The organism is Pseudomonas tensinigenes, from assembly GCF_014268445.2.
Classification (GTDB): Bacteria; Pseudomonadota; Gammaproteobacteria; order Pseudomonadales; family Pseudomonadaceae; genus Aquipseudomonas; species Aquipseudomonas tensinigenes.
On sequence record NZ_CP077089.1, the window covers coordinates 5,134,577 to 5,153,157 of the forward strand.

An 18,581-nucleotide genomic window follows, 5' to 3' on the forward strand; every position below is an offset into this window, starting at 1 on the left:
GTCGCACGCGCGCATCATTCTGCAATCAAGCCCGTGCTAGCATGTCGCGCATATTTGGAGGACCCATGGTCGAACACGATTTCCGCTACACCCTGATGAACCCGCAACATACCCTCACCGAATGCCGCGCCCTCGTTCCAGGCCGCTATCAGGTCACCGGCAACGGTGGCTCGATCCGCATCGGTGACGCCCTGCTGGTCACCCTCAAAGGCAGCAAGGACTTGTCCATGCGCCTGACCGTTGAAACCGTCCGCCACCTGATCAACCCACCGGGCCAATGGACCGCGATGACCACGGGCCCAGTGTTCGGTGAACTGGCGATCCACACCTGGCAGGTCAACTGCGACAGCTGTGCCAAAGAGCTGAGCTTCGAATTCGCTGTAGACGCCAAACTCGGCAAAACCGCTGAGAAACCGGCTGCCACCGCACGTATCGCCGAGCTCGGCTGGAAAGCGGTCGGCGATAAACACCTGTGCCCGAAATGCCAGGAGCCTGCGTGATGAAACGCCTTGCCCTGACCGCGCTGGTGGGTGCCGGCCTGGTGGGTTGCGCCGCCGAACCCGTGCAACTGCAACAGAACCGCAGCTACATTCTGGAGTGGATCGGCGAGCGGCCGTTGATGGATTACAGCCATTTGACCGTGACCCTCGGCGATGATGGTCGCGCCTACGGCAACGGTGGCTGCAACCATTGGTTCGCGCCGTACACGCTGGAAGGTGACAAGCTGACCTTCGGCAAGATCGGCAAGACCCGCAAACTGTGCGCCCCGGCGCTGATGGAGCAGGAACAACGCTTTCTGCAGGCGCTGGAGCATGTCCAGCGCTGGGACATCTCGCCGATCGAGCAGATGCGCTTCTGGCCGGCTGAAGGCAAGCCGTTGCGCTGGTGGCTGGAAGAAGGCTAAAAAGCCCTCACCCTGACCCTCTCCCAGAGGGAGAGGGGACTGATTGGGGGATATTGGAGAGCTACGCCGACCTGAACGGCCTATGCAGAATCCATAATCGACTGGATCTTTTAGGTCGGTGAGTCTGCCAAAGCCCTCACCCTAGCCCTCTCCCAAAGGGAGAGGGGACTGATTGGGGGATATTGGGGAGCTACGCCGACCTGAACGGCCATCGCCGAATCCATAATCGATCGAATCCCGCTCTGGCGACTGCCTAATCGAGCGGATCTGGTTTTGGTGAATTCACAATCGACTCAATCTCTCAGGTCGATGTAACCCGTCAGACACCTCGGTCGGCCCCCTCTCCCTCCGGGAGAGGGCTGGGGTGAGGGGCTTTTGACGTTACTGGGTCGCCTGCAACGCCTCAAGCTTCGCCATCACCCCCGCCGCCGTCTGCTCCCCCATCAACTGCTCACGCACCTTGCCCTTGTTGTCGATGATGTACGTCACCGGCAGTGCCTCACTGCGCGGCAACTCGAACAACTCCGCCGGATCCTGCGCCAGCACGGTGAACTTGATGCCCAGCTTCTCGCTGGCGTCTTTCAGCTCCACACCCTGCACGTTGTCGAAGTTGACCCCGAAGACGCCAACGTTCTTGCTCTTCAATTCATCAGCCAGATGATTGAGTTCCGGAATTTCGGTCCGGCACGGGCCACACCATTCAGCCCAGTAGTTGAGCACTACCCACTGTTTGTCCAAGCGCTCGGACGCTACTTTCTGACCATTCTGGTCGATACCGTAATCATTGCCGCAGCCCCCCAGCATCAACGCCCCGATTATCGTCAATGCCGCTGCCAATCGCCGTGTCATGTCGTGTTCCTTGTGAAAATTTGAAGGCGCCTGCGACCCATTGCCTCCGAAGGTTCTGGATTGCGCGCTGCACAGTTAGAATAGCCGCCACTTTACGCCAGAAGCGACCCGCCATGACCGATCTGACGCTTTATCACAATCCGCGCTGCTCGAAATCCCGCGGCGCGCTGGAACTTCTTGAAGCCCGCGGCCTGACCCCGAACGTCGTGCGTTACCTCGAAACCCCTTTGAGCGCGGCGCAAATCAAGGCCCTGCTCAGCAAGCTCGGGATCAGCGCACGCCAATTGCTGCGCAGCGGGGAAGATGAATACAAAATGCTTCAGCTGGCGGACGAAAGCCTCAGCGAAGCGCAATTGATCGACGCAATCGCCCAGCATCCAAAACTGATGGAACGGCCGATTCTCGAAGCCGGCGACAAAGCCGTCATCGGTCGTCCACCGGAAAATATCCTGGAGTTGTTGCCGTGAGCGCGCCGTACATTCTGGTGCTGTATTACAGCCGCAACGGCTCGACCAACGAGATGGCCCGGCAGATTGCCCGTGGTGTCGAGCAGGCCGGTCTCGAAGCGCGTTTGCGCACCGTGCCGGCAATCTCTACCGAGTGCGAAGCCGTGGCCCCGGCCATACCGGACGAAGGCGCGCTGTATGCCACGCTCGATGACCTGAAGAACTGCGCCGGCCTGGCCCTCGGCAGCCCGACGCGTTTCGGCAACATGGCCGCGCCGCTGAAGTACTTTCTCGACGGCACCAGCAACCTGTGGCTGACCGGCGCGCTCGTCGGTAAACCGGCCGGCGTGTTCACCTCCACCGCCAGCCTGCACGGCGGTCAGGAAACCACGCTGCTGTCGATGATGCTGCCGCTGTTGCACCACGGCATGCTCATCACCGGTCTGCCGTACAGCGAGTCGGCGTTGCTGGAAACCCAGGGCGGCGGTACGCCTTACGGTGCCAGCCATCACGCCGGGGCTGACGGCAAAAGTGGTCTCGATCAGCATGAAGTGGCGCTGTGTCGCGCGCTGGGTCTGCGGCTGGCGAAAACCGCTCAGAAACTGGTGGGCTGAGATGGCGAAGAAGCCGAAGATTCTGCCGAGTGTCGAGTGGCTTGAGCCGCGCGTGAAAGCGATGCGGGTTGTCAGCCTGCTGAGCTTTTTCGCTTTGGCCGGATTGCTCGCTGCGTACTATCTGGTCTTCGCCGACCTGCATGGTGCACGGCCGTGGGTGATTCTGCTGGTCGAGTTGATCCCGTGGATTGTCCTTGCGCCGGCGATGATCATGGGCAGCGCCCGTGGGCATTCATGGATGTGTTTTGTGGTGAATCTGTATTTCATCAAGGGCGCACTGGCGGCGTATGACCCGAACCGGCAGTGGTTTGGCGTGCTGGAGATGGTTGCGAGCCTGGCGGTGTTCTGCTCGGCGCTGCTGTATGTGCGGTGGCGGTATCAGCTGAATCGCAAGTTGGCAGGTGAAGGCGAGATCTCCGTCGCCTAAACGGACGCCTTCGCGAGCAGGCTCGCTCCCACAGGGGAAAGCATTCCAAACTGTGGGAACGAGCCTGCTCGCGAATGGGGCGACGCGGTGTTAATGGTTAACGGTGTAAGCGAGCATCATCGAAATCTGGCTCATCGCCCGCCCGCCACTCTGTTCGTGCCACTGGTTGAACACATCCTGCACGATCGCCAGATCGCGCAGACTGGTCGGCACCTTGTCGACAATCTTCTGTGCATTCAGCGCCGCGACCACGTCGTAGCTCGGCACGAACGTGTCCTTGCCAACCATGCGCAAAAACCGCGGTGCCGACAGCCCGCCCAGTTGATGGCCGTGCTTTTTCAGGTACGTCCATAAACCGACGATATCGGTCACCGGCCAGTCGGCAATCAGCGCACCGAAACTGCCCTTCTCCTTCTCCACATCGAGAATGAACTGCGCATTGCGCGGCACGCTTTTCAGTTTGCCGAGATGGCGAATGATCCGCGCGTCCTGCATCAGACGCTCAAGGTGTTCGGCGCTCATCAGCACGACTTTTTCCGGGTCGAACTTGAAGAACACTTCTTCGAAGGCCGGCCACTTGGCGTCGACCAGGCTGTGCTTGAGGCCGGCACGGAACACGCGCAGGGCCATGGTCGAGAGGTAGCGGTCGTCGCTGATCTTGCGCAGTTGCGCCGGGGTTTTGGGAACGGGCAGATGGGCTTCCAGTTCAGCCGCCGAACCGAAGCGGTTCAGACAGTATTCGTGCAGCCACTTGTAATCGCGCATGCCCTCTCCTATTGAATGAAGCGAAGAAACCAACGTGGGAGCGAGCCTGCTCGCGAAGTGGGAGTCTCAGTCAACAAATCAGTTGAATGACACACCGCTTTCGCGAGCAGGCTCGCTCCCACATTTGAAGTTGTTTACAGGTTGACGACGTTAACGAAGCGCGAAGCCGCGGTCTCGTCGATCTTCAGGCTGGTGAAGTCGAACAGGTTGCGATCGGCCAGTTGCGACGGGATCACGTTCTGCAGACTGCGGAAGATGCTTTCAGTTCGACCGGGGGTCTTGCGCTCCCAGTCCAGAAGCATTTCCTTGACCACCTGACGTTGCAGGTTTTCCTGCGAACCGCAGAGGTTGCACGGGATGATCGGGAACTCCTTCAAATCCGAGTACGCCTGAATGTCTTTCTCGTTGCAGTACGCCAGTGGACGAATCACCACGTTGCGGCCGTCATCGGCGCGCAGCTTCGGCGGCATGGCTTTAAGCGAACCGTTGAAGAACATGTTGAGGAAGAACGTCTCGACGATGTCGTCGCGGTGATGACCGAGGGCCATTTTCGTCGCACCGATTTCATCGGCAAAGGTGTACAGCGTGCCGCGACGCAGGCGCGAACACAGCGAGCAGGTGGTCTTGCCTTCCGGGATCAGTTCCTTGACCACCGAATAGGTGTCTTTCTCGACGATGTGGTACTCGACGCCCAGCTCTTTCAGATAGGCCGGCAGCACATGCTCTGGGAACCCCGGCTGCTTCTGGTCCATGTTCACCGCGACGATCTCGAACTTGATCGGGGCAACCTTCTGCAGGTGCAGGAGCACGTCGAGCATGGTGTAGCTGTCCTTGCCCCCGGACAGGCAGACCATGACCTTGTCGCCGTCTTCAATCATGTTGAAGTCAGCAACCGCTTCGCCGGCCAGGCGGCGCAGGCGCTTTTGCAGTTTGTTCTGGTTGACCGTAAGAGTGCCCATGACGCGAAATCCGTGAGGTGTGACGAAAGGCCGGCATTTTACGCAAAAACCCCGGCGTTGTGGGCACAGGTTGTCGCGGTCAGCCGACAACGGGTTAACAGACCCCGAGGCGATTACCCGCCCTGTTTACAGCGCGATTTGCTCTAAGCCCCTAATACCTGTGCGGGTAAGACCTTTCTATACTGCGACATAAGGTCGCACACATCTGAAGACCTGTATTTGCTCGGCCACCTTGGCCCGTAGGCGCTCCGCTGGGGGGCGATGGCAATAACAAGAGGAGTGACTGGCATGATCCATCACGTAGTGGGACTTTTTACCCACCCCGATCAGGAATGGAAGGAAATCCGTGGCGACCAAGAGGAAAGCATCAGCCACATGTACCTCACCCACACGTTGATTCTGGCGGCGATCCCCGCTGTCTCGGCGTTTATCGGCACTACTCAGGTCGGCTGGGTGATCGGTAACCGCGCGCCGGTGATGCTGACCTTTGAAAGCGCACTGTGGATGACGATCATGTCGTACCTGGCCATGCTCGGCGGCGTCGCGGTCATGGGTGCCTTCGTGCACTGGATGGCGCGTACCTATGACGCCAACCCGAGTCTGGCCCGTTGTGTCGCATTTGCCACTTATACCGCGACACCGTTGTTCGTCGGCGGTCTGGCGGCGCTGTATCCGCATATGTGGCTGGGGATGATCGTCGGCACAGCGGCCATCTGCTACACGGTTTATCTGTTGTACGTTGGGCTGCCGACGTTCATGAATATTCCGTCGGACGAGGGCTTCCTGTTTTCCAGTTCGGTGCTGGCGGTGGGTCTGGTGGTGCTGGTCGCCATCATGGCATTCACCGTGATTGTCTGGGGGCTGGGCGTCGGGCCTGTGTATACGAACTGACTCGACAGGCTGATCACAGGCCGCCGCAAGGCGGCCTTGTCGTTTCAAGGATGACCATTCGGCAGCTCGGCGATTCGCAAGTCCACAGGGTTGCGGCATACTCGACGCCTCTGGAGATCCATCAAGCATGCCCGAGCAACTCAATACCCGCGTCGAAGACTGTTACCAACTCGCTGAATCCTTTTTCAAACGTTCTTTCCCACGCCCTGTCGTCAGCCTCAAGCTGCGCGGGCAAAAAGCCGGTGTCGCGCATCTGCACGAGAATCTGCTGCGCTTCAATCCGCAGCTGTACCGGGAAAACACCGAACACTTCCTCAAGCAGACCGTGGCCCACGAAGTCGCGCACCTGATCGCCCATCAGCTGTTCGGCGACCGTATCCAGCCGCATGGCGAGGAATGGCAATTGATCATGCGCGGCGTTTACGAACTGCCGCCGGATCGCTGCCACACCTATGCAATCAAACGCCGCAGCGTGACCCGCTATATCTACAAATGCCCGTGCGCGGACAGCGATTTTCCGTTTTCGGCGCAGCGCCATAGTCTGGTGCGGCAGGGGCGGCGGTATTTGTGTCGGCGCTGCCGGAATACCTTGGTGTTCAGTGGTGAGATGCGCGTCGAATAGCCCGGATTTGCGGTGCCTGTGCCGGCCCCTTCGCGAGCAGGCTCGCTCCCACATTTGGAATGCGGCCCACTGTGGGAGCGAGCCTGCTCGCGAAGGAGCCGGTACAGGCACTAGAGAATCACTTTGGAAGCACGCAATTCGGCAATCCGCTCAGCACTAAGCCCCAACTCCGCCAACACCTGATCCGTATGCTGCCCCAACACCGCGCCAACATGCCGCGGCGCCGGCAACGCTTTGGAAAACTTCAACGGACAGGCCATTTGCGCCTGCGTCGTGCCATCCCCGCGCGGCACCTGCGTCACCAGTTTCCGAGCCTGCAACTGCGGATGGCGCACCGCCTCACCCAGACTCAACACCGGCTCGACACACGCATCGATCCCGGCAAACATTTCGCACAGTTCGGCAAAGTCATGCTTTTCGAACTCCACCGTCAGCGCGTATTTCAACGCCCGCTGCTGCTCAGGCTTGGGCGACAAACCCTGCGCCGCCAAATCCGGCCGCCCCAGCGCCGTACACAGTTGCTGCATGAACCCCGGCTCCAGACTGCCTACCGACATCCAGCGGCCATCACGGGATCGGTAATAATCGTAAAAACTACCGCCATTGAGCATCTGATCCTCCCACGCTGGTTCTTCGCCGCAAGCCAGATAGCCGGAACCGGCCATGGCATTCAGGCTGAATGCGCAATCGGTCATGCTCACATCCAGATGCGTGCCCTGCCCGCTCTGCTGCCGCGCAATCACCGCCGCCAACAAGCCGATCACCCCATGCAGCGAACCACCGGCGACATCCGCCACTTGCATGCCCAGCGGCAACGGGCCGCTGTCGGCGCGCCCGGTGTAACTGGAAAGCCCGGCCAGCGCCAGATAGTTGATGTCATGCCCGGCGCGATCCTTGTACGGCCCGGTCTGGCCGTAACCGGTGATCGACACGTAGATCAGCTTCGGATTGATCGCCTTCAGCGCGTCATAACCCAGACCCAGACGTTCCATCACACCGGGGCGAAACTGTTCCAACACGATGTCGTAATCGCCCAGCAACTGCTTGACCACTTCCAGAGCTTCGGGCTGCTTCAAATCCAGCGCCAGGCTGCGCTTGTTGCGATTGAGGTAGGCGTGACTGGCCGAGACTCCGCCATCATGCGGCGGCAATACCCGCAGCAGGTCCATGCGCGTCGGCGATTCGATGCGCAGCACTTCAGCGCCCATGTCCGCCAGCAACAGCGAGGCGAATGGCCCGGGTAGCAATGTTGAGAAATCGAGGATTTTCAGTGAGGCCAGCGGTGCGGACATGGGCGAACTCCTTGGGCGATGCACTCAGCCTAGGCAGCGATACCGCCTACGGCAATCACCGGAAATGTCAGCGGGTGTGACCGTTACGCTCAAATCGCAGGCAAGAAAAAACCCGCCGAAGCGGGTTTTTCCAGGCAAGCAGTGCTTACTTCACATTGCTTGGGGTTGGGCCTTCAGCCACACCCAGATCATCTTCCGGACGGGTATCAGCGATACCGCGGCCGCCCGAGGCCAGCTCGGTTTGCAGCTGATCGGTATCCAGTTCCTTGACCCACTTGGCAACCACGATGGTGGCTACCGCGTTACCGACCAGGTTGGTCAGTGCGCGGGCTTCGGACATAAAGCGGTCGATACCGAGGATCAGCGCCAGACCGGCCACCGGCAGGTGACCTACCGCCGACAGGGTCGCGGCCAGCACGATGAAGCCCGAACCGGTCACGCCAGCCGCGCCTTTGGAGGACAGCAGCAATACCAGCAGCAGAGTGATCTGGTGGGTGATGTCCATGTGGGTGTCGGTCGCCTGAGCGATGAACACGGCCGCCATGGTCAGGTAGATCGAAGTACCGTCGAGGTTGAACGAGTAACCGGTCGGGATCACCAGACCCACGACGGATTTCTTCGCGCCCAGACGCTCCATCTTGATCAGCATGCGTGGCAGTGCCGATTCCGAGGAGGACGTGCCCAGTACGATCAACAGCTCTTCACGGATGTAACGCACCAGTTTAAACACGCTGAAACCGTGAGCACGGCAGATCGCACCCAGCACCACCACCACGAACAGGATGCAGGTGATGTAGAAGCAGATCATCAACTGGCCCAGTTGCACCAGCGAGCCGACGCCGTAGGCACCGATGGTGAAGGCCATCGCGCCGAAAGCACCCAGCGGCGCCAGTTTCATGATCATGTTGATGATGTTGAACATCACGTGGGCGAAGCGATCGATCATGTCCAGCAGCGGACGACCGTACGAACCCAAGCGATGCAGGGCGTAGCCGAAGATCACCGAGAACATCAGCACTTGCAGGATGTCACCGGTGGCGAACGCGCCGACGATGGTGTTCGGGATTACATTGAGGAGGAAACCGACAATGCTCTGGTCTTTACTGGCCGTCACATAAGTGGCGATTTTCGAGGCGTCCAGGGTGGTGACGTCGATGTGCATGCCGGCGCCCGGTTGCACAACGTTGACCACGATCAGACCGATCAGCAGGGCAATGGTGGAAACAATTTCGAAGTACAGCAGCGCGTAGCCGCCAGTCTTGCCCACGGATTTCATGTTCTGCATGCCGGCGATGCCGCTGACAACGGTACAGAAGATGATCGGGGCGATGACCATTTTGATCAGTTTGATGAACCCGTCACCCAGCGGCTTGAGGGCCACACCGGTCTGAGGGTAGAAGTGACCAAGCAGGATGCCGATGGCGATGGCAACGATCACCTGGAAATACAGGGATTTGTACAGTGGCTGACGAGTCGTCATTGCAGGTTTCCTCAAGCGTCCCGCGTGGCAACATCCATCTGTTGGCCGCGAAACCTTAATTGCGAACCCTCCTGCACTGGAGGGATTTGTTGTTGGAGCAGCGTTTTCCATCAGGGCCAAACGCACGCTTCTGTGGCTTGTATCGCAAACGTCGTGCCACTTTGGTGCGATTGCCTGCAAGCCTTTTGATATCAGGGATTACAGCTGCATGGATGTCACCATTCGGTGACTCAAGTGTGGCGGATTTCCGCCAACTCGCCGCTTCTCGTCCTACAATTTGGCGGAAATCCGCCTTGTAGGCGTGTCCAGCCGCCGGCTACCATCCGGCGCCTGAGGAAGGATCTGCCGTTTATGCGCGAACGCACCATTGCCAGTCATTTCGCCCGTGCCGCCCTCGGTGGCGCACGCCGCCAAGGGTTCGATTACTCCGGCCTGCTGTTGCAACTGGGCATCAGCCCGGAGCTGCTCGATGAGCCACGCGCGCGCATTGCCCCGGAACAATTCACCCGGTTGATTCAGGGCCTGTGGCTGGCGCTGGACGACGAATACCTGGGTTTTGGCAACGCACCAAGCAAACCCGGCAGTTTCGCCATGATGTGCCATGCCTCGATTCACTGCCGCAATCTGGAAAAAGCCCTGCAACGCGGCTTATTGTTTTATAGCCTATTCCCCGAAGCCCCGCGCCTGAGCCTGACGCGCGAAGACGAATGGGTGCGCCTGAGCCTCGACGATTCACAATTGTGGGATCCCGATCACTTTCTCACTGAGAGCCTGCTGGTGATCTGGCATCGCCTCGGCAGTTGGCTGATCGGCCAGCGGATTCGCCTCGAACAGGCGAGCTTCAGCTATCCGCGCCCCGAGCATGGTGCCGAATACGATCTGCTGTTTCCCTGCCCGCTGACCTTCGGCACCGAGCAAAGCAGCCTTTTATTCCACAGCCGCTATCTGTCTATGCCGCTGCTGCAGGACGAACGCACGCTCAAACACTTCCTCGAACGCTCCCCCGCCGACCTGCTCTCACGTCCGGACGACGGCGACAGTCTGAGCAGCCGTCTGCGCCGCTTGCTCAGCCGTGACACTGCAAATTGGCCGGATCTGGACGCGGTGGCGGCACACTTGCACATCAGCCCGCAGACCTTGCGCCGGCACTTGCGTGAGGAAGGCACGAGTTTTCAGGAGTTGAAGGATCAGTTGCGGCGGGATATCGCCATTTATCATTTGAGCCGGGCTGATCTGTCGTTGCAGCAGATTGCCGAGCAGCTCGGGTTTTCCGAGCCGTCGGCGTTTCACCGGGCGTTCAAGAAGTGGACGGGGCTGACGCCGGGGGCTTATCGGGCGCAGGAGCAATGAGGCTATAAATCAAAAGCCCCTCACCCTAACCCTCTCCCGGAGGGAGAGGGGACTGATTGGGGGATGTTCAAGATGTACGCCGACCTGAACGCTCTCTACTGAATCCAAAATCGACTGGCTATTTCAAGTCAATGTAAAACGCCAGACACCCTCAGGGAGAGGGGGCTAATTGAGGGATGCTCAAGAAGTACGCCGACCTGAAACATCGCTACTGAATCCATAATCGACTGGCTATTTCAGGTCGATGTATAACGCCAGACACCTCGGTCGACCCCCTCTCCCTCTGGGCGGTCCGACGCTTCGGGAGGGCTGGGGTGAGGGCACTCGCGATCACACCGCCGGAAAATGAATCCTGAACGCCGCCCCACCCATCGGCGAATCGCCCAAGGCCAACTTGGCGTTGTAGCTTTCGATAATGTCCTTGACCACCGCCAAGCCGATCCCCTGCCCCGGATGCTGGGCATCCAGTCGTTCACCACGTTCCAGAATCCGCGCCCGCTGATCCGGTGGTACGCCCGGGCCGTCATCTTCGACGCACAGTTCAATCCCGGCCAGAGTCTCACGCACGCTGATACGCACTTCGCCCAGACACAGGCGATAAGCGTTTTCCAGCAAGTTGCCCATCATCTCCAGCAAGGCACCCTGCTCGATCGGCACATAGCAGTGCTCAGGCAGATCAAAGGCCACGCGCACATGCTTGTCGCGGTACACCTTGTCGAGAGTGTCGCACAGGCTTTTGAGCACCGGTTGCAAGCGCACCTGGTGTCGCACCAGTCCGCTTTTGCGCAAACTGGCCCGTTGCAGTTGATAGCTGATCTGCTGGCTCATGCGTTCGATCTGGCTTTGCAGCACCCAGGCCTGATCGCGTTCTTCGGGACGTTGAGCCATGTCCTCGCTGACGCCTTGCAACACCGCCAACGGGGTTTTCAGGCTGTGCGCCAAGTCATCGAGAGAGTCGCGATAACGACTGCGCTGCTGACGCTCGCTGTGCAGCAAGCGGTTGAGCGAGCCGGTCAGACGCAGCAACTCGCGCGGATGTTGTTCAGTGAGACTTTCCCGGGTGCCGCCCTCGATTTCGTCGAGCTCCTGACTGAGCCGGCGCAGCGCTTTGAGACCCCAGGTCAGGCCGATCCATAGCAGTGCCAGCAGCACCAGCAACGCTGCACCGAAGCCCAGATAGAGATTTTCGCGCAGGCCTTCGAGAGTGGTTTCGTACTCGCGCACCGGTTGCAGGGCAACGATGCTGAACGCCGCGCTTTTGCCGCCGAGCAGTTTGACTTCGACGTCGTAGACAAAGAATTCCTGGCCGTTGGTTTCACGAATCCGCGCGAACTCATTGCCGAGGCCGTCATAACGCGGCTTGTAGTTGATCTGCTCTTCCTGGGTGGCTTTCGAGCGCCAGACCAGATGCCCTTCGCGATCGTAGATGTAGCCGAGCAAACGGAAATCGGTGAGATTGAAGCGCTCATCCGGCAACTGATTGGGCATCACTAGCCGACCGTTTTCGATGCGTGCGGCAGAGATCAGCGTGGTGACGTCCGAGGCCAGGCGTTGTTCGATCGAATCCTGCAACGCCAGGCTGAACGCGCCTTGCATGGCCGGGAGCAAGGCGAGCATGAACAACACCGCCAACGTGGTGGCGGCGAGCATCAAGCGAACGCGAAGAGAACGAATCAAGTGCAGCGCTCATTGAACAGGTAACCGAGGCCGCGCACGGTGTCGATCGGCTTGAACCCGGCCGGGCCTTCAAGTTTGCGGCGCAAGCGCCCGACCAGCACTTCGATGACATTCGGATCGCGCTCGTCGTCATCCGGATAGAGCTGCTCCATCAAGCGATCCTTGGGCACCACTTGCTGGTGATGACGCATCAGATATTCAAGGATGCGGTACTCGTAGGCGGTCAGTGCCAGCGGTTGCTCGTCGAGGGTCGCCTGTTTGCGATTGAGGTCGAGCAACAGCGGCCCGGCGACGATGGTCGACTGGGTGAAACCGCTGGAACGGCGCAGCAAGGCATTCAGGCGTGCGTCGAGTTCTTCGAACTGGAACGGCTTGACCACGTAATCGTCGGCACCGGCGGCGAGGCCTTCGACCTTGTCCTGCCAGTTGCCGCGCGCGGTGAGGATCAGGATCGGGAAGGTCTTGCCGCCCGCGCGCAACTGGCGAATCAGGTCGAGACCACCCATGCCCGGCAGGCCGAGATCGATCACCGCCAGGTCAAAGTTGAACTGTCCGGTCTGGTACAGCGCCTCTTCGGCATTGGCCACGGACTCGACCACGTGACCGCTCTCCGTCAGGCGGGTTTGCAGGTGATGGCGCAACAGCGCTTCATCTTCGACGACCAACAGTTTCATAACGCTCTCCCGGGTAAATCAGAATCTCCAGTCACACACCTGTGGGAGCGAGCCTGCTCGCGAAGGCGATGGTTCAGTCGACATCTCATCGACTGAACCGGCGCTTTCGCGAGCAGGCTCGCTCCCACATTGAACCTGCTGGCAACTCCTTAGAAATTGTAGTTAGCCGACAGGTAAGTCTGCGCGCTGCTGGTCAAATCCAGCGAGCCCTGCTTGCTGCCACCGCGCTCGCTCATCTCGGTGCTGGCGTTGCTGCGCAGGTAACGGTAACCGAGTTCGACCGAAGTGTTTTGCGATACTTGTTGCAACACACCCAACTGACCACCGACGGCATAACCGATATCACTGTCGCGGCTAAAGCCTGGCGACTCCTGAGTCAGTTTGGTCAGACCGGCCGTTGCACCGCCGAACAACTTGGTGCTGCCGCCCACTGGGTAGAACAGATCGTAGCTGCCCAACAGGTTTTCCTGACGCAGTTTAATGCCATTGTGCGAGCCCGACACGTTGTCGTAGGTGGCGTAGTAGCGACCCTGGCTGTTTTGCTGACCGAGGCGTACGCCGTAGGTGTTGTTGCCGTCGATCGCGCCAGTGGCGTTCGGGTGGTCGAGGTTGTTGTTCAGTGCGTGGGACTTGTCGATCTTGTCGCTGGTCTGGCCGAAGGACAGGCCGGCGAAGTTGGAAGTGGTGTCGGCCTGGGCCGCGATACTGGCGCTCATTACGGTCAATGCCAGCAACAGTTTGTTAAAAGTCATGGGTATTTCCTCTTTCACAGTGCTGTTTGGGTATGGCGCAAGGTTACTGACCTCCCCCTGTACCGCCCCTGAACCGTCTCTGAACCTGACCTGAACCAAATGAACTAGGCTGATCTGACCTTTTATTGTCAGGAGATCCGACCATGCGCCTGTTCCTTGCCCTCACCTTGCTGGCCGTCAGCAGCCTTACTCAGGCTGCGATCAAGACCGAGGAAATTCCCTACCAAAGTGCCGATGGCACAAAGTTGATCGGCTACTACGCCTATGACGACGCCATCAAAGGCAAGCGTCCGGGTGTCGTCGTGGTGCATGAATGGTGGGGCCTGAACGATTACGCCAAGCGCCGCGCGCGGAATTTGGCCGAACTCGGCTACAGCGCCCTGGCCATTGATATGTACGGCGAAGGCAAGAACACTGAGCACCCGAAAGACGCGATGGCGTTCATGCAGGCCGCGAGCCAGGATGCGGCGGCTTCCAGCAAGCGCTTCGAGGCCGGGCTGGATTTGTTGAAGAAGCAGCCGCAGACCGACGTGAATAAAATTGCCGCCATCGGTTACTGCTTCGGCGGTGCGGTGGTGCTGAACGCGGCGCGCCAAGGAGAGCCGCTGGCGGGCGTGGTGAGTTTCCACGGTGCGCTGGCAACCAAAACCCCGGCGACGCCCGGCAGTGTGAAAGCGAAGATTCTGGTCGAGCATGGCGCGCTGGACAGCATGGTTACGGCGGATAACGTCACGGCGTTCAAGGCGGAAATGGACAAGGCCGGGGCTGACTATAAATTTGTCAGCCTTGACGGTGCCAAGCATGGCTTCACCAATCCGGATGCCGATCGCTTGAGCCATGGCGAGCACGGTGGTCCGGACATCGGGTACAACAAGGCAGCGGATGAAAAATCCTGGGCGGACATGAAAGCGTTCTTGCAGAAAATCTTCAGCTGATCAGAGACACCGCGGCGCGGCCTTTGCGAGCAGGCTCGCTCCCACAGGGGATCTACTGGGCGGCATAGATCCAGTGTGGGAGCGAGCCTGCTCGCGAAAGCCGCACCACCGATCTCGACCTTGCCGCGACTAACCGGCAAAATGCCCGCCATGAATCTCACCCCCGCCCTCCCCGCCTGCTGCACCGCGCTCGACAGCCATTGGCCGTTGCCGACGGTGTTGCCTGATACCGTGCTGCTCAGTACTCACTTCGATCCGGCTCAATTGCTTGGCGATGACTTTCGCCGTAGTGCCATCGAGCCGCCGCCGAGCATTCAGCGTTCGGTGGCCAAGCGTCAGGCCGAGTTTCTCGCCGGGCGGATTTGTGCCCGTGCGGCGTTGCAGCAATTGGAAGGCAGCAGCGTGGTGCCGGCGATTGGCGAAGACCGCGCGCCGATATGGCCTGCGCATATCTGCGGCTCGATCACCCACAGCACCGGTCGTGCGGCGGCGATTGTTGCCAACAAGCAGCACTGGCGCGGTTTGGGCATGGATCTGGAAAACCTGCTCGACACTGAACGCGCCGAGCGACTTGCAGGTGAAATCCTTACGCCGGCAGAAATGCAGCGCATGACGGCCGCATCGCGGGATCAGCTGGCGTTGTGGGTGACGCTGACGTTTTCGGTGAAAGAGAGCCTGTTCAAGGCGCTGTATCCGATTGTGCAGCAGCGCTTTTATTTCGAGCATGCTGAAGTGCTGGAGTGGACTGAGGCGGGTGAGGTGCGCTTGCGGCTGCTGACGGATTTGTCGGCCGAGTGGCACAACGGCACTGAACTGGACGCGCAGTTCGGGGTGCAGGATGGGCAGTTGTTGAGTCTGGTCAGCATTCAGGCCTGAAGATTTGTGGTGCGGGCACTGACCCTATCGCGAGCAGGCTCACTCCTACATTTGGAATGCGTTCCCCTGTAGGAGTGAGCCTGCTCGCGATGAGGCCTGCCGAGCCAACACAATACTCAGCGGCGCTCCTGATTCCTCGGCCAACTCAGGCTGAAACAAGCCCCCCCCAGACTCTTGCTCTTGCCAATGATCGCCCGGCCGTCATGCCAGTGAATGATCCGCCGCACAATCGACAAGCCCAGACCATGCCCGCCCGATGCTCTTGTACGGCTGTCATCCAGGCGCAGAAACGGCGTGAAAATCCGCTCCCACGCGACCTCCGGTACACCCGGGCCGTCATCCTCGACGTCGACGCGACAGCGCAATTGCCCGACCTGATAACTCACCGTCACGCTAGAACGCGCATGACGCATGGCGTTGCTCACCAGATTCTGCAGCGCTCGATGCAGATAACGCGGCTCGGCTTCCACCCAGGCATCATCGTTATCAGCAGCAGACAAGCACAATCCCCGCTGCACGGTGACCTCGGCGCGCAACGGCGCCAGCTCCTCGATCACTTGATTGACCAAGGCATCCAGGTCGATGCGCTGGAAGGTCAGCGCCGGCGAACCTTGCTCCAGTCGCGCATAGGTGAGCATCTCGTCGACCAGCTTATCGAGGTCTTCGATGTCGTGATCCATGCCCTCGCGGTACTTTTCCAACGCTTGCGGCGTGGTCGCCGAGCCGATCATTTCCAGACCGAAACGCAGGCGCGCCACCGGCGTGCGCAATTCGTGGGACACCGCGCGCACCAGTTCGCGCTGGATCGCCAGCAACTGTTGCAAGTGCTCGGCCATACCGTTGAACGCCGACGCCAGACGTCCGACCGAATCGGCACCGCGCGCCGGCACACGGGTTTCCAGGCTGCCCTTGGCAATCCGCGTGGCCGCTGCTTCAAGGCCACGCAAACGCCGCTCGAGCTGACGCACCAACAGATAAACGATGAGGCCGATCAGGGTCAGGCCGAGCGCCGCAATCAGCACCAGCCATTCCGGCGGATACGGGTTCATCTGATACAACGGCCCGATTTCCAGTACCCATGGCGTGCCGACCATGCCGGCAAATACGCGGATCGAGTCGCCGCCCTTGCCCAATGCCATCACCGTGTCGCCTTCGGCCACGCGGCGACTCTGGTCTTCGTCCATGTCAGCGTCGTTCACCGTGACCAGGCGCAGATCGAAACCGAAGCCCTTCTCTTCCTTTATCTGTGCAAGGCGCTTGGGCTGCTCGCCGACCGGTACGCGCACCAGCTCATCGGCCAGCAGGTAAATGGTCGCGCGCGCCAGTTGCTCGCTGATCTGTTGTACTTCCCCAACCAGCACGAGCTGCTCTTTGTCGCTGACCATCCGGTAAACCTTCGCCGCGTGCGGTCCGGTCTGCTCGACCAGCGCCTGACCACGCTGCACGCGGGTGCGCTGGGACAGATCGAGATCGGTTTCGGCAAACTTCTTCAGCGCCAGCGGAATCCCCAGCAACCGCTCCCACACCAGCAACGCCCGATGCCGTTCGGTTTCGTTCATCGGTTGCAGGTTGCCGGCCATCAGCGAGAACGTGCCGTGGGCCAGACGTTCGCGGTACTGCTCGCTGCGCACCTGGTTGAGCAGGTTCAACGCGAGCACGCCGAGCACCGCCACCAGAATGATCGCTGCGCACATGCCGCCGTAGATGCGCAGGAAGATCGAGTTCACAGCGGCAGGTCTACGCAGGCTTCCGGGACGAACAGGTAGCCTTTGCTGCGGATGGTCTTGATCAGGCGTGGATGGTCGGGGTCGTCGCCGATTTTCGGGCGGATGCGCGAAATGCGCACATCGATCGAACGGTCCTGACCGTCGTAACCAATGCCGCGTAGTGCGGTGAAGATTTCTTCGCGGGACAGAATGCGCCCGGCGTTGGACACCAGCAGCCAGAGCAGATCGAATTCGGCGCTGGTCAGCTCGATGCCGTTGTCGCTCAGCCATGCCTCGCGCAAGGCGTCGTCGACCACCAACGGACCGAACTGCAGGCGACGGGATTTCTCTGCCACCGGTTCAGGTGTGTCGCTACGTCGCAGCAAGGCTTGAATGCGCGCCAGCAACAGACGTGGGCGCACCGGTTTGCACACGTAATCGTCGGCACCGAGGTCGAGGCCTTGGATCTGATCGGCATCGTCGGTGCGCGCGGTGAGCATCAGGATCGGCCCGTCGTATTGATTGCGCACCTTGCGGCAGATGCTCAAGCCGTCTTCACCGGGCAGCATCAGGTCGAGGATCACCAGGTCCGGCTGCTCGCCGATGATCCGCGCCGCTGCCAGCGCACCGTTGCCTTCGATGTCCACGCGCAGTCCATTGGCTTGCAAGTAGTCGCGCGTCAGTTCGGCCAGTCGCTGGTCATCCTCGACGATCAATACCTGAAAGGCTTGTTGCTCCACCGGTGACCTCTGCTTTCTATTGTTATTAATAAAAGGAAGGCGATTGCCCGGACACACAATCCCCTGTAGGAGCTGTCGAGTGAAACGAGGCTGCGATCTTTTGATCTTGCTTTTCAAGATCAGGATCAAAAGATCGCAGCCTTCGGCAGCTCCTACAGGGGTATGCGATATTTAGCGTGATCCTCCCGTCCTTTTGTCATGTTTCTGGAGGATAACAATGCCTGCACATGGGCCGATTGTATAAACGGCGTACAGCCAGAACACAAGTCGGTAAATGCGTTCGGACGAGGCGGTTTTTTGTGATAGGGTTCGCGCCCTTAAAAATCCGCTAAAGCGTTTTTCGCGGTGAAAAAACAGTGACAGACGGTCTAGCTCAGCAGGTTCGCGGCCTACACGCGAATTCCGGATTTCTTACACAATTTACGCACAGGTTTATCCACAGCTAGTACGTTGCAAGCACCCTTGAAACGCATTATCTTGTAGCACGGCGCAAGGAGAGACCCTACATATAGGGTTTTCCGCTCAAACGCCCAACCACATTTAGGGCCTGAAACTCAAGTGCTTTATTGCCAGTTTCCGGTTGAACCAAGCAAGTTTTTCAAAGCCCAAACCGCACTTGCGG

The 18,581-nt window shown here is 59.7% G+C and carries 20 protein-coding genes; 10 read left to right on the top strand and 10 right to left on the bottom strand.

The window, feature by feature from the left end:
• Nucleotides 1–65 precede the first annotated feature (65 nt).
• Complete coding sequence (locus HU718_RS22730) at nucleotides 66–500, top strand: hypothetical protein (protein ID WP_038367468.1); 435 nt, start codon at nucleotides 66–68, stop codon at nucleotides 498–500.
• Complete coding sequence (locus HU718_RS22735) at nucleotides 500–904, top strand: META domain-containing protein (RefSeq protein ID WP_095123035.1); 405 nt, start codon at nucleotides 500–502, stop codon at nucleotides 902–904. The genes HU718_RS22730 and HU718_RS22735 overlap by 1 nt, the downstream gene beginning before the upstream one ends.
• A 381-nt stretch (nucleotides 905–1,285) precedes the next feature.
• Here the strand turns inward: HU718_RS22735 and HU718_RS22740 are convergent, their stop codons facing one another.
• Nucleotides 1,286–1,753, bottom strand: a complete 468-nt coding sequence (locus HU718_RS22740; RefSeq protein WP_102901697.1) for a TlpA disulfide reductase family protein — start codon at nucleotides 1,751–1,753, stop codon at nucleotides 1,286–1,288.
• 113 nt (nucleotides 1,754–1,866) lie between these two features.
• Here HU718_RS22740 and arsC point away from each other — a divergent pair, with 113 nt between their 5' ends.
• From arsC to HU718_RS22755, 3 genes are read left to right on the top strand one after another with little or no spacing between them, the layout of a single operon-like run.
• Nucleotides 1,867–2,220 (top strand): arsenate reductase (glutaredoxin), encoded by a 354-nt coding sequence (gene arsC / locus HU718_RS22745; RefSeq protein ID WP_150706567.1) that lies wholly within the window; start codon nucleotides 1,867–1,869, stop codon nucleotides 2,218–2,220.
• Entirely contained in the window at nucleotides 2,217–2,813 is a 597-nt protein-coding gene (gene wrbA, locus HU718_RS22750; RefSeq protein WP_127929376.1) for an NAD(P)H:quinone oxidoreductase, read from the top strand. Before arsC ends, wrbA begins: the two co-directional genes overlap by 4 nt.
• Before the next feature lies 1 nt (nucleotide 2,814).
• Nucleotides 2,815–3,240 (top strand): DUF2069 domain-containing protein, encoded by a 426-nt coding sequence (locus tag HU718_RS22755; protein ID WP_150706568.1) that lies wholly within the window; start codon nucleotides 2,815–2,817, stop codon nucleotides 3,238–3,240.
• Between the two features lie 90 nt (nucleotides 3,241–3,330).
• Here HU718_RS22755 and HU718_RS22760 read toward each other — a convergent pair whose 3' ends face one another.
• A complete protein-coding gene (locus tag HU718_RS22760) occupies nucleotides 3,331–4,005 on the bottom strand; it encodes a DNA-3-methyladenine glycosylase I (protein WP_034155801.1) in 675 nt (224 codons plus the stop codon).
• 134 nt (nucleotides 4,006–4,139) lie between these two features.
• The gene (gene ttcA, locus HU718_RS22765; RefSeq protein ID WP_038367448.1) at nucleotides 4,140–4,964 is read right to left on the bottom strand and encodes a tRNA 2-thiocytidine(32) synthetase TtcA; all 825 of its coding nucleotides are present in this window, start codon (nucleotides 4,962–4,964) and stop codon (nucleotides 4,140–4,142) included.
• A gap of 288 nt (nucleotides 4,965–5,252) precedes the next feature.
• Here ttcA and HU718_RS22770 point away from each other — a divergent pair, with 288 nt between their 5' ends.
• On the top strand, nucleotides 5,253–5,855 hold the full coding sequence (locus tag HU718_RS22770) for a Yip1 family protein (protein WP_016773629.1): 603 nt from the start codon (nucleotides 5,253–5,255) through the stop codon (nucleotides 5,853–5,855).
• Nucleotides 5,856–5,982: 127 nt separating this feature from the next.
• A complete protein-coding gene (locus HU718_RS22775; protein ID WP_186614675.1) occupies nucleotides 5,983–6,477 on the top strand; it encodes a SprT family zinc-dependent metalloprotease in 495 nt (164 codons plus the stop codon).
• Nucleotides 6,478–6,587: 110 nt separating this feature from the next.
• On the opposite strand, the gene HU718_RS22780 is transcribed toward HU718_RS22775, so the two are convergent.
• Nucleotides 6,588–7,769: a CaiB/BaiF CoA transferase family protein gene (locus HU718_RS22780; protein ID WP_150731641.1), complete on the bottom strand. Its 1,182-nt coding sequence runs from the start codon at nucleotides 7,767–7,769 to the stop codon at nucleotides 6,588–6,590.
• A gap of 145 nt (nucleotides 7,770–7,914) precedes the next feature.
• Complete coding sequence (locus HU718_RS22785) at nucleotides 7,915–9,249, bottom strand: dicarboxylate/amino acid:cation symporter (protein WP_095123044.1); 1,335 nt, start codon at nucleotides 9,247–9,249, stop codon at nucleotides 7,915–7,917.
• 351 nt (nucleotides 9,250–9,600) lie between these two features.
• Here HU718_RS22785 and HU718_RS22790 point away from each other — a divergent pair, with 351 nt between their 5' ends.
• On the top strand, nucleotides 9,601–10,599 hold the full coding sequence (locus tag HU718_RS22790) for an AraC family transcriptional regulator (protein WP_150795127.1): 999 nt from the start codon (nucleotides 9,601–9,603) through the stop codon (nucleotides 10,597–10,599).
• Between the two features lie 330 nt (nucleotides 10,600–10,929).
• Here HU718_RS22790 and HU718_RS22795 read toward each other — a convergent pair whose 3' ends face one another.
• From HU718_RS22795 to HU718_RS22805, 3 genes are all read right to left on the bottom strand, one after another.
• Nucleotides 10,930–12,276, bottom strand: a complete 1,347-nt coding sequence (locus tag HU718_RS22795) for an ATP-binding protein (protein ID WP_016987433.1) — start codon at nucleotides 12,274–12,276, stop codon at nucleotides 10,930–10,932.
• On the bottom strand, nucleotides 12,273–12,950 hold the full coding sequence (locus tag HU718_RS22800) for a response regulator transcription factor (RefSeq protein WP_016987432.1): 678 nt from the start codon (nucleotides 12,948–12,950) through the stop codon (nucleotides 12,273–12,275). Before HU718_RS22800 ends, HU718_RS22795 begins: the two co-directional genes overlap by 4 nt.
• 149 nt (nucleotides 12,951–13,099) lie before the next feature.
• On the bottom strand, nucleotides 13,100–13,702 hold the full coding sequence (locus HU718_RS22805; RefSeq protein WP_095051104.1) for a putative outer membrane beta-barrel protein: 603 nt from the start codon (nucleotides 13,700–13,702) through the stop codon (nucleotides 13,100–13,102).
• Between the two features lie 143 nt (nucleotides 13,703–13,845).
• Here HU718_RS22805 and HU718_RS22810 point away from each other — a divergent pair, with 143 nt between their 5' ends.
• A complete protein-coding gene (locus HU718_RS22810; protein ID WP_150707448.1) occupies nucleotides 13,846–14,637 on the top strand; it encodes a dienelactone hydrolase family protein in 792 nt (263 codons plus the stop codon).
• A gap of 150 nt (nucleotides 14,638–14,787) precedes the next feature.
• Nucleotides 14,788–15,513 carry a 4'-phosphopantetheinyl transferase family protein gene (locus tag HU718_RS22815; RefSeq protein ID WP_186614673.1) on the top strand — a complete coding sequence of 242 codons (726 nt, stop codon included), beginning with the start codon at nucleotides 14,788–14,790 and terminating at the stop codon, nucleotides 15,511–15,513.
• A gap of 116 nt (nucleotides 15,514–15,629) precedes the next feature.
• On the opposite strand, the gene HU718_RS22820 is transcribed toward HU718_RS22815, so the two are convergent.
• A complete protein-coding gene (locus HU718_RS22820) occupies nucleotides 15,630–17,240 on the bottom strand; it encodes an ATP-binding protein (RefSeq protein ID WP_186614671.1) in 1,611 nt (536 codons plus the stop codon).
• A complete protein-coding gene (locus tag HU718_RS22825) occupies nucleotides 17,237–17,959 on the bottom strand; it encodes a response regulator (RefSeq protein WP_186614669.1) in 723 nt (240 codons plus the stop codon). The genes HU718_RS22820 and HU718_RS22825 overlap by 4 nt, the downstream gene beginning before the upstream one ends.
• Between the last annotated feature and the right edge of the window lie 622 nt (nucleotides 17,960–18,581).

Excerpts from the sequence above, each read along its gene's own strand:
- HU718_RS22775 (WP_186614675.1), top strand. The coding sequence starts at position 5,983 with ATGCCCGAGCAACTCAATACCCGCGTCGAAGACTGTTACCAACTCGCT.
- arsC (WP_150706567.1), top strand. The coding sequence starts at position 1,867 with ATGACCGATCTGACGCTTTATCACAATCCGCGCTGCTCGAAATCCCGC.
- HU718_RS22760 (WP_034155801.1), bottom strand. The coding sequence starts at position 4,005 with ATGCGCGATTACAAGTGGCTGCACGAATACTGTCTGAACCGCTTCGGT.
- HU718_RS22810 (WP_150707448.1), top strand. The coding sequence starts at position 13,846 with ATGCGCCTGTTCCTTGCCCTCACCTTGCTGGCCGTCAGCAGCCTTACT.
- HU718_RS22755 (WP_150706568.1), top strand. The coding sequence starts at position 2,815 with ATGGCGAAGAAGCCGAAGATTCTGCCGAGTGTCGAGTGGCTTGAGCCG.
- HU718_RS22790 (WP_150795127.1), top strand. The coding sequence starts at position 9,601 with ATGCGCGAACGCACCATTGCCAGTCATTTCGCCCGTGCCGCCCTCGGT.
- HU718_RS22730 (WP_038367468.1), top strand. The coding sequence starts at position 66 with ATGGTCGAACACGATTTCCGCTACACCCTGATGAACCCGCAACATACC.
- HU718_RS22770 (WP_016773629.1), top strand. The coding sequence starts at position 5,253 with ATGATCCATCACGTAGTGGGACTTTTTACCCACCCCGATCAGGAATGG.
- HU718_RS22780 (WP_150731641.1), bottom strand. The coding sequence starts at position 7,769 with ATGTCCGCACCGCTGGCCTCACTGAAAATCCTCGATTTCTCAACATTG.
- HU718_RS22805 (WP_095051104.1), bottom strand. The coding sequence starts at position 13,702 with ATGACTTTTAACAAACTGTTGCTGGCATTGACCGTAATGAGCGCCAGT.
- HU718_RS22815 (WP_186614673.1), top strand. The coding sequence starts at position 14,788 with ATGAATCTCACCCCCGCCCTCCCCGCCTGCTGCACCGCGCTCGACAGC.
- HU718_RS22800 (WP_016987432.1), bottom strand. The coding sequence starts at position 12,950 with ATGAAACTGTTGGTCGTCGAAGATGAAGCGCTGTTGCGCCATCACCTG.
- ttcA (WP_038367448.1), bottom strand. The coding sequence starts at position 4,964 with ATGGGCACTCTTACGGTCAACCAGAACAAACTGCAAAAGCGCCTGCGC.
- HU718_RS22740 (WP_102901697.1), bottom strand. The coding sequence starts at position 1,753 with ATGACACGGCGATTGGCAGCGGCATTGACGATAATCGGGGCGTTGATG.
- HU718_RS22785 (WP_095123044.1), bottom strand. The coding sequence starts at position 9,249 with ATGACGACTCGTCAGCCACTGTACAAATCCCTGTATTTCCAGGTGATC.
- HU718_RS22735 (WP_095123035.1), top strand. The coding sequence starts at position 500 with ATGAAACGCCTTGCCCTGACCGCGCTGGTGGGTGCCGGCCTGGTGGGT.